The organism is Polaribacter sp. OB-PA-B3 (assembly GCF_054589375.1).
This window is the reverse complement of the sequence record NZ_BAAIIX010000001.1, coordinates 1-10099: the sequence shown is the minus strand read 5'-3', so window position 1 is coordinate 10099 and position 10099 is coordinate 1. Positions and strand designations below refer to the sequence as shown.

The 10099-nt window shown below is 29.9% G+C and carries 8 protein-coding genes; 7 read left to right on the top strand and 1 reads right to left on the bottom strand.

Annotated elements, in window-relative coordinates; translation table 11 throughout:
- Positions 1-9: 9 nt before the first annotated feature.
- The 7 genes from ACYPV9_RS00040 to ACYPV9_RS00010 all read left to right on the top strand — a co-directional run bounded on the left by ACYPV9_RS00040 (position 10) and on the right by ACYPV9_RS00010 (position 8887).
- A complete protein-coding gene (locus ACYPV9_RS00040; RefSeq protein ID WP_299062997.1) occupies positions 10-927 on the top strand; it encodes a PorP/SprF family type IX secretion system membrane protein in 918 nt (305 codons plus the stop codon).
- 16 nt (positions 928-943) lie between these two features.
- Positions 944-2917 (top strand): OmpA family protein, encoded by a 1974-nt coding sequence (locus ACYPV9_RS00035; protein ID WP_459741177.1) that lies wholly within the window; start codon positions 944-946, stop codon positions 2915-2917.
- Positions 2918-3030: 113 nt separating this feature from the next.
- Entirely contained in the window at positions 3031-6507 is a 3477-nt protein-coding gene (gene ileS / locus ACYPV9_RS00030; RefSeq protein WP_459741176.1) for an isoleucine--tRNA ligase, read from the top strand.
- A 4-nt stretch (positions 6508-6511) separates the two neighbouring features.
- Positions 6512-6889: a TraR/DksA family transcriptional regulator gene (locus ACYPV9_RS00025; RefSeq protein ID WP_077810847.1), complete on the top strand. Its 378-nt coding sequence runs from the start codon at positions 6512-6514 to the stop codon at positions 6887-6889.
- A 57-nt stretch (positions 6890-6946) separates the two neighbouring features.
- Positions 6947-7591 (top strand): hypothetical protein, encoded by a 645-nt coding sequence (locus ACYPV9_RS00020; RefSeq protein ID WP_459741175.1) that lies wholly within the window; start codon positions 6947-6949, stop codon positions 7589-7591.
- Positions 7592-7633: 42 nt separating this feature from the next.
- The gene (locus ACYPV9_RS00015) at positions 7634-8251 is read left to right on the top strand and encodes a lipoprotein signal peptidase (RefSeq protein ID WP_459741174.1); all 618 of its coding nucleotides are present in this window, start codon (positions 7634-7636) and stop codon (positions 8249-8251) included.
- A 30-nt stretch (positions 8252-8281) separates the two neighbouring features.
- On the top strand, positions 8282-8887 hold the full coding sequence (locus tag ACYPV9_RS00010) for a DUF4230 domain-containing protein (RefSeq protein WP_459741173.1): 606 nt from the start codon (positions 8282-8284) through the stop codon (positions 8885-8887).
- 58 nt (positions 8888-8945) lie between these two features.
- Here the strand turns inward: ACYPV9_RS00010 and ACYPV9_RS00005 are convergent.
- The coding region (locus tag ACYPV9_RS00005) for an MBG domain-containing protein (protein WP_459741172.1) at positions 8946-10099 on the bottom strand (1154 nt) is incomplete at its 5' end.

Sequence of the window (10099 nt, the reverse complement as noted above, 5' to 3'; positions counted from 1 at the left end):
GCAATAAAAATGAAAAAAATAATTGTAATAATTACAGTGCTATTATTTACTGTTTCTGTAAAAGCACAACAAGATCCACAGTATACACAGTATATGTATAACATGAATATCATAAACCCAGCTTATGCTGGGTCATATGATGTTCTAAGTGTAAATCTTTTAGGTAGATCACAATGGGTTGGTATAGACGGGGCACCAAGAACATTAACATTAGGAATAAATTCTCCAGTAGGTAAAAATGTTGGTTTAGGTTTTTCTGTTATTGTAGATGAAATTGGTCCGGTAGAAGAACAAAATGTTTACGGAGATTTCTCTTACACATTAAAAGTAGGAGAAAATGCGAATTTGGCTTTAGGTATTAAAGCAGGGTTTACATTTTTTAATGTTTGTTTACCGTGTTTAAATACTGTTAATGATAATGACCAAGCATTCATAAATCAGAATGCAAATAAAATTTTACCAAACTTAGGCGCAGGGGCATTTTATTATACCGATAAGTTTTACGCAGGTTTATCAATACCAAATCTTTTACAAACATTTCATTTTGAAAAAGAAGGAGGTCAAGTAACAAGAGCATCAGAAAGAAAACACTTTTTTTTAACAACAGGTTATGTTTTCGATTTATCTAATGATGTCAAATTAAAACCATCTACAATGGTAAAAGCAGCAGAAGGAGCGCCTTTATCTATAGATTTTTCTGGAAACGTTCTTTTATACGATAAATTAGAATTCGGACTTTCTTACAGATTAGACGAGTCTGTTTCTGCATTAATAAATGTAAGAGCATCAAAAAGTTTAAGAATAGGTTACGCGTATGATTATACATTAACAAACTTGGGTAATTTTAACTCTGGTTCTCATGAAGTTTTTGTACTATTTAATTTCGATTTTGAAAGAAATAAAATTAAATCTCCAAGATTCTTTTAGTTTTAACACAACAATTATGAAAAAAACAATACAAATTACAATCGTACTTTTATTTAGTTCTTTAACCATACTTGGGCAAACTAAAGAAACTAAAAAAGCAGATACTTATTTCGAAAACCTATCTTATGTTTTTGCCGCAGATGCTTATGAGAAATTAGCATCAGAAAACGCTACAGAACATGTTTTACAAAGACTGGCAGATAGTTATTATTTTAATGTAAATATGCAAAAAGCCTCGAGCGTTTATGAGCGTTTATTTAATGAGTTTCCTAATCAATCACCAGAGCATATTTTTAGATATGCACAAACTCTAAGAAGTGTTGGTAATTTTGATGCATCTAATTTATGGATGAAAAAATTTCATGAACAAAAGCAGAATGATTCTAGAGGGGAAAATTTTACAAATAATGAAGTAACCCTAGATGATTTAAAAAACGGAAAACCAAATTATACAGTAGTTAACCAAAAAAGTATCAATACAAAATATTCAGATTTTGGAGTAACTGATTACGGAAATACAATTTTATTTTCTTCACCCAGAGAAAGAAACCTATTCGTAAAAAGAAGCCACACAAGAAATGATAAATACTTTTTAGATATATTTAAAGTTGTTAAAGAAAAAATAACAACTGTAGAAGGAGACGATTCTGAAGTGAGACCAATGTTTTCTGATGAAGTAAACTCTAAATATCACGAATCTTCTGTTAGTTTCTCTCCGGATAAAAAAACAATGTATTTTACAAGAAACAATTATGTAGCAGGTAAATATAAAGTTGATAAAGAAGGATATAATAATTTAAAAATTTTAAAAGCAGAATGGAATTATAATAAATGGGATAACGTAGTAGAATTACCATTTAATAGTAGCGAGTATTCTGTGGGTCATCCGTCTGTTAGTAAAGATGGTAAAAAACTATATTTTGCTTCTGATATGCCTGGTGGAATTGGAGGTACAGACATTTATGTAGTAGAAATTAAAGAAGATGGTGGTTTTGGAGAAGTTCAAAATCTAGGAACTACTGTAAATACAGAAGGTAGAGAAATGTTTCCTTTTATTTCTGATGATGATGTTTTATATTTTTCTTCGGATGGTCATTTTGGTATAGGAGCTTTAGATGTTTTTTCAACAAAAAAAGAAAATGGAACATACACCAAACCAGAAAACTTAAAAGCACCCGTAAATTCTAAATTAGATGATTTTGCTTTTTCTATCAATTCAATTACTAAAAAAGGATATTTATCTTCTAATAGAGAAGGTGGTTTAGGTGATGATGATATTTATGCAGTAGAATCGCTTATCGAACCAGAAGTTACACCGTGCATGCAAATTGTTTCAGGTTTTGTAAAAGATAAAAAATTTCAGAATATATTACCAGGAGCAAAATTAACTTTAAAAGATGATAAAGGTAATATTGTAGAAGAAGTTTATGCAGATGTAAACGCAAAATTCTCTTTTAGTTTGCCTTGTGATAATAAATATACGATTACAGCAATAAAAGAATATTATCAACCAGATACTGTATCTTTTGAAACTACAACAGAACAAAAGGTAGATTTAAAATTAGATTTTGATTTAAAAGTTATATCTGACTTTACTTATAATGAAAGGGGAGAATTAATAATTAAAATTAGACCAATTTATTTTGATTACAATAAATCTAATATTAGAGAAGATGCTGCATTAGAGTTAGATAAAATTGTTAGTATCATGAAAAAGTATGAAAAATTAGTAATAAGATCTAGTTCTCATACAGATGCTAGAGGTAATGAAGCATACAATGAAGCGTTATCAGATAGAAGAGCAAAATCTTCTGTAGCTTATATAATTAATAAAGGAATTTTAAATTATAGAATTTCTGGTAAAGGATACGGAGAAGCAAGGTTGGTAAATAAATGTGTAGATAACAATAGCCATACAAATACTGTTGAATGTTCAGAAGAACAGCATCAAGCAAATAGAAGAACAGAGTTTGTTATCATAAAAATGTAGTAAAAAACACAAACATATAAGAAGAGCCTTTAATTAGGCTCTTTTTTTTTGCCATAAATCTAAGAATTACAAGAAAATGATTAATTTCGCATTCTTATAAGAAAAGAAAGAAAATGAGCGCGAAATTTCCTGAATATAAAGGTCTTGACTTACCAAAAGTTGCAGAAGAAATTCTTAACTACTGGGAAGAAAATAACATATTTGAAAAAAGTGTAACAACAAGAGAAGGTGCAGAACCTTTTGTATTCTTCGAAGGACCACCGTCTGCAAATGGTTTACCAGGTGTTCACCATGTTTTAGCACGTGCTATTAAAGATATTTTTCCACGTTACAAAACCATGAAAGGATACCAAGTTAAGCGAAAAGCTGGTTGGGATACGCATGGGTTACCGATAGAATTAGGTGTAGAAAAAGAGCTTGGAATCACAAAAGAAGATATTGGTAAAAAGATTTCTGTAGAAGATTATAACGCGGCATGTAGAAAAGCGGTAATGCGTTACACAGATATTTGGAACGATTTAACGCAGAAAATGGGTTATTGGGTAGATATGGAAGATCCATATATTACTTACGAACCTAAATATATGGAATCTGTTTGGTGGTTGTTAAAAGAAATCTACAGTAAAAAGTTAATTTACAAAGGATATACAATTCAGCCATATTCACCAAAAGCAGGTACAGGATTAAGTTCTCACGAGTTAAATCAACCCGGAACTTACCAAGATGTAACAGATACAACTATCGTTGCACAATTTAAAGCAATAGAAAGTACATTGCCAGAATTCTTACAAAATGAAGGTGCAATTAACTTTATTGCTTGGACAACAACGCCTTGGACATTGCCGAGTAATACCGCATTAACGGTTGGGCCAAAAATAGGATATGTTTTAGTAGATACTTATAATCAGTATACATTTAAACCAACAAAAGTTGTGTTGGCTAAGAAATTAGTTGGTAAGCAGTTTGGTGGTAAAAACAATGTGCAAGTAGAAACTTTAGAAGAGTTAAAAGCATACAATTCTGGCGATAAAAAGATTCCTTTTTATATTATAAAAGAATTTGTAGGTAAAGATTTAGTAGGTATTAAATACGAGCAGTTATTGGATTATGGTTGTGAGTTTGAGAACAAACAAGACGCTTTTAGAATAATTTCTGGAGATTTTGTAACCACAGAAGATGGTACAGGTATTGTACACACAGCACCAACTTTTGGTGCAGATGATGCTTTGGTAGCAAAACAAGCTTCACCAGAAATTCCGCCTTTATTAATAAAAGATGAAAACGATAATTTAGTTCCTTTAGTAGATTTACAGGGTAGATTTAGAAAAGAAATTAAAGATGATATTTATGGTTTTGCAGGAGAATATGTAAAAGCAGAATATTTAAATGAAAAAGATTTAGAAGAAGAATTAAAAATTCAAAAAGGGAATTTAACAGAGGTTTTAAAAAATCAAGATAAATATTTATCTGTAGATGAACGTTTAGGACTAAAGTTAAAGAATGAAAATAAAGCTTTTAAAGTAGAAAAATACAAGCATAGTTACCCAAATTGTTGGCGTACAGATAAACCAATTTTATACTATCCACTAGACTCTTGGTTTATAAAAGTAACAGATGTAAAAGATAGAATGCATAGCTTAAACAAAACTATTAACTGGAAACCAGAATCTACGGGTACTGGCCGTTTTGGTAATTGGTTAGCAAATGCAAACGACTGGAATTTATCAAGATCTCGTTATTGGGGAATACCGTTGCCAATTTGGAGAACAGAAGATGGTAAAGAAGAAATTTGTATTGGTTCTGTAAAAGAATTAAAAGAAGAAATGGCAAAAGCTGTACAAGCTGGCGTTTTAGCAAAAGATATTTTCGAAGATTTTGAAGTTGACAATAATTCTGATGAAAACTATGCAAAATTAGATTTACATAAAAACATTGTAGATCAAATTATTTTAGTTTCTGCTTCTGGGCAGCCAATGAAAAGAGAAAGTGATTTAATAGATGTTTGGTTCGATTCTGGTTCTATGCCTTATGCACAATGGCACTATCCGTTCGAAAATAAACAGAAAATTGATGGTAACGAATCTTTTCCGGCAGATTTTATTGCAGAAGGAGTAGATCAAACAAGAGGTTGGTTTTATACTTTACATGCAATTGCTACAATGGTTTTTGATTCGGTAGCTTATAAAAATGTAGTTTCTAATGGATTAGTTTTAGACAAAAACGGACATAAAATGTCTAAACGTTTAGGTAATGCAACAGATCCTTTTACAACATTATCAACATACGGTGCAGATGCAACACGTTGGTATATGATTTCGAATGCAAATCCTTGGGACAATTTAAAGTTTGATTTAGAAGGAATCGAAGAGGTAAAACGTAAATTCTTCGGAACACTTTACAACACATATTCTTTCTTTACTTTATATACAAACATTGATGGTTTTGCTTATAAAGAAGATGATATCGCTTTAGAAAACAGACCAGAATTAGATCGATGGATTTTATCTGAATTACATACATTAATTGCAAAAGTAGATAAGTTTTATTCAGAATACGAACCAACAAGAGCTGCTAGAGCAATATCAGACTTTACACAAGATTATTTAAGTAACTGGTATGTGCGTTTAAGTAGAAGAAGGTTTTGGAAAGGAACTTACGAAACAGATAAAATTTCTGCATACCAGACCTTGTATACTTGTATGAATACAATTGCAAAGTTAAGTGCGCCAATTGCTCCGTTTTTTATGGATCGCTTGTATCAAGATTTAAACTCTGTAACAGCTAAAGAAGCTTCAGAAAGTATTCATTTATCCGATTTTCCAAAATACGACGAAAGTTTTGTAGATAAGAGTTTAGAGCGTAAAATGGAAAATGCACAAACAATATCTTCTTTAGTATTATCTTTAAGAGCAAAGGAAAAGATAAAAGTGCGTCAACCATTACAAAAAATTATGATTCCGGTTGATACAGCACAACAAAAAGAAGAAATTTTAGCAGTAGCCAACTTAATTAAAAACGAAGTAAACGTAAAAGAGATTACTATTTTAGATGATGCTTCAGATATTTTAATCAAACAAATTAAGCCTAATTTTAAAGCTTTAGGGCCAAAATTTGGTAAAGACATGCGTTTTATTGCGGCAGAAGTGCAAAAATTTAACCAAGAAGATATTAACAAAATAGAAAAAGATAAAAACATTTCTCTTGACGTTAATGGAAAAAATATTACTTTAGAACTTTCAGATGTAGAGATATCATCTAAAGATATAGAAGGCTGGTTAGTTGCAAATGAGGGCTCGTTAACAGTTGCTTTAGATGTTACAATAACGGAAGGGTTACGTAAAGAAGGAGTTGCTAGAGAATTGGTAAACAGAATTCAGAATGCGCGTAAAGACACAGGTTTAGAAGTAACAGATAAAATAAAGTTAACGGTTTTAAATTTCGATAACTTACAAAAATCTATTTTAGATAATAAAGACTACATTATGAGTGAAACACTAACCAAAGAATTGGTTTTTGTAGACGAGTTAACTAATGGTGCCGAAATTGAATTTGATGCCATTAAAAGTAGAATATTAATAGAAAAAATGTAAGAATATGTCAGATGTTAAGTTAAAATATTCAGATGCTGATTTACAAGAATTTAAGGAGATTATAGAGAAGAAAATTGCCAGAGCAAAGGCAGATTTAGCTTTGTTAGAAAGCTCTTATAAAAATGATGCAAGTAATGGTACAGACGATACTTCTCACTCTTTTAAATCTTTTGATGAAGGTTCTGAAGTTATGAGCAAAGAAGCAAATGTGCAGTTAGCAATTAGGCAAGAAAAGTTTATTAGAGACCTTAAAAATGCTTTAATTCGAATAGAAAATAAAACGTACGGTATTTGCAGAGTAACACGTAAATTAATACAAAAAGAACGTTTAAAGTTAGTGCCACACGCTACTCTAAGTATCGAGGCAAAACGCAAACAATAATTTAAAAAAGCTTTCAAATAACTTGAAAGCTTTTTTTAAATCAGCAAACTAAATAATATGCGTAAATTTTTTTTGCTTTTATTAAGTTTTATTACTTCAGTTACTGTCTGTCAAAAAAAGGTTTTAAAAAAAATTACAAGTACTGCAACAGAAGTAGCAATTTCTACGGAAGGATTAGATAGTTTTACTTTAGAAAATTCTAATTCTAAATTTATAGAAGTCTTTTTGTATGCAGAAAATCCAAATAAGCAACACATTATTGTTGATGAAAATAATAAAGAATTAGAAATTAAATTTAAAATTGCGAATTTAAAAACACCAGAAACGGTTTTTAGAAAATACATTACAGAAAGGTTAAAAAGAGCATCTGCAACTATAAAATTACCCAAAAATATTAATGTTGTCATTTTTGGTGATTATATTAATATACATAGTAAAAGTTTTAGAGGAAACTTAAGAATGTTTTTAGAAAACGGTATCGTAAAATTAGATACAATACAAAAAGATTTAGAGTTAAAAATGTTTGCCGGTAACGTTTTTGGCAACTTTAAAAATGCAAATTTAAATGTGATTTCTAAAAACGGAAAGATAAAAATAGATAGTGTTTTTTATCAAAAAAAACATCAAGAAATAAATAGTAAGAATTTTAAAAAACTTACTATTACCTCAAATAAAGGGAATATTTACTTAACACACTTATAAAGACAATAATATTGTTATTTTTGTGAGCACAAATTAGAAAAAATGTCAAAAAAGAAACTGGCAATATTTACAATAGTAGTTGCTATTTTATTAGATCAAATTATTAAAATTTATGTAAAAACCAATTTTGCTTTGGGTGAAGAGGTATTGGTTTTCGATTGGTTTCGAATTCATTTTACAGAAAATAATGGGATGGCAATGGGCTTTGAGTTTGGCGGTAAAGCCGGTAAACTATTTTTAACTTTATTTAGATTGGTGGCAGTTTCTGCAATAATTTATTGGTTAATTGGCAATATCAAAAGAAAAGTACATAACGGTGTAATAATTGCGATTTCATTAATTTTTTCTGGTGCAGTAGGTAATATTATAGATTCTGTTTTTTATGGTATTATTTTCGATCATTCTAATCATCAAGTAGCAACATTATTTTCAGATAAACCTTACGGAAACTTGTTTTACGGTAAAGTTGTAGATATGTTTTATTTTCCTATTTGGCAAGGAACTTTACCAGATTGGATTCCTGTAATTGGTGGTGATTTCTTTACCTTTTTTCAATATATATTTAATCCTGCAGATGCTTTTATTAGTGTTGGTGTGGCGCTTTTATTTATCTATAGTAAACAAGCTTTTCCAAAAGAAGAGCAAACAGTAGAAGAATAAACTTTTAGTATCTTTAGAAAAAGATTTAAAATGCGTTTTCTAAAATATGCTTTGGTGTTTTTCTTTGGTTTTATGCTTGCAAAATTGTGGTATAAAAAGGAGAGTAATACCGTTAAAAAAGAAGAAATTCAGGTTGTTGTAAATTCAATTAAAAATTTAAGTAAGCTAGTTGTCTCTAAAGCTAGTTTTTCTGAAGTCTATAATTATTCAGACTCAAAAAAATATTTTTATAATTATCTTTCTTTTGATAAAAAAGCTATTGTTACTGTAAATGCAAATGTAGAAGTTGGTTATGATTTATCTAAATTAGAAATTCAAATAGATTCTATTGGTAAAACTATTTACATCAATAAAATACCTAAAGAAGAGATTAACATTTCCCCAGACATTAAATATTTTGATTTACAGCAAAGTAGTTTCAATTCCTTTTCTAAATCTGATTTAAATAAAATTAATGAAAATAGTATTCTTAATATACAAGAAACTATAGAGTTAACGGCTTTAAAACAAAAAGCTAAAGAAAGATTATTAGAAGAGTTATCTAAGTTATATCAGCTATCTGCAATTTATAATTGGCAAGTTGTAGATAATACAAAAGAAAATTTATTGAATTCCTTTACAAAATTAAAGCAATAAAAAAGAGCTATCAAAATTAAATCTGATAGCCCTTTTTAAATTAAGTTGATTATTAAAACTATTCAGTTTTTGTCAATCTTTTAGTAATCATTTTTTTATTATTATTAATTCTCAGAATAAATACACCAATTGGTAAATCTGAAATATCAATATTATTATCAGAAATATAATCCTTATGTGTTTTCACTAATTTTCCTGACATATCATAAATATTAATATTTGCTTTTTCGATTCCTAATCTAATTTTAATGTTATTTTTTGATGGATTTGGATATAACAGAACATTACTACTGGTAAATGAAAAATCTGAAATACTAAGTGTTGTTATATTTAATATTTGAGAAACATCTGTTGCTGCATTGTAATTATTATTTCCAGGTTGAGATGCTGTTATTGTAACGTTTCCTGTTCCAATAACTGTAATCATATTTCCATTGATTGTTGCAATAGAAGTATCTGAGCTGCTATATGTAATAGTAAGACCAGATGTTGATGTTGCTGTTAGCTCAAAACTATCTTCATCATCATGAGTTATAGGGTCAAAAGTAATGTTTTGATTTGCTTTGGTTATTGTCAAATCATCCGTTGTAAAAGAGATTGCATAGTTGCTGTTGGCTAGCGAAGAAGAGATGGCATACGTACCAACGTTTTCCCCTGTTGCTCTAGACAAACTACCAGTTAAAGCATCACCAGATAGTAAACTAGGACTAACAGTATAGGTTAAACTTGGATCACTATCCCCATATACTTTAGTTTTTGCATCCGCTACAATGGTAATTGCTTTTTGAGAGATTGTCAAATCATCCGTTGTAAAAGAGATTGCATAGTTGCTGTTTGCTAGCGAAGAAGAGATGGCATACGTACCAACGTTTTCCCCCGTTGCTCTAGACAAACTACCAGTTAAAGCATCACCAGATAGTAAACTAGGACTAACAGTATAGGTTAAACTTGGATCACTATCCCCATATACTTTAGTTTTTGCATCCGCTATAATGGTAATTGCTTTTTGAGAGATTGTCAAATCATCCGATGTAAAAGAGATTGCATAGTTGCTGTTTGCTAGCGAAGAAGAGATGGCATACGTACCAACGTTTTCCCCCGTTGCTCTAGACAAACTACCAGTTAAAGCATCACCAGATAGTAAACTAGGACTAACAGTATAGGTTAAACTTGGATCACTATCCCCATATACTTTAGTTTTTGCATCCGCTA

Coding starts and splice junctions, on each gene's coding strand:
- ACYPV9_RS00040 (WP_299062997.1), top strand. CDS start 10: ATGAAAAAAATAATTGTAATAATTACAGTGCTATTATTTACTGTTTCT.
- ACYPV9_RS00035 (WP_459741177.1), top strand. CDS start 944: ATGAAAAAAACAATACAAATTACAATCGTACTTTTATTTAGTTCTTTA.
- ileS (WP_459741176.1), top strand. CDS start 3,031: ATGAGCGCGAAATTTCCTGAATATAAAGGTCTTGACTTACCAAAAGTT.
- ACYPV9_RS00025 (WP_077810847.1), top strand. CDS start 6,512: ATGTCAGATGTTAAGTTAAAATATTCAGATGCTGATTTACAAGAATTT.
- ACYPV9_RS00020 (WP_459741175.1), top strand. CDS start 6,947: ATGCGTAAATTTTTTTTGCTTTTATTAAGTTTTATTACTTCAGTTACT.
- ACYPV9_RS00015 (WP_459741174.1), top strand. CDS start 7,634: ATGTCAAAAAAGAAACTGGCAATATTTACAATAGTAGTTGCTATTTTA.
- ACYPV9_RS00010 (WP_459741173.1), top strand. CDS start 8,282: ATGCGTTTTCTAAAATATGCTTTGGTGTTTTTCTTTGGTTTTATGCTT.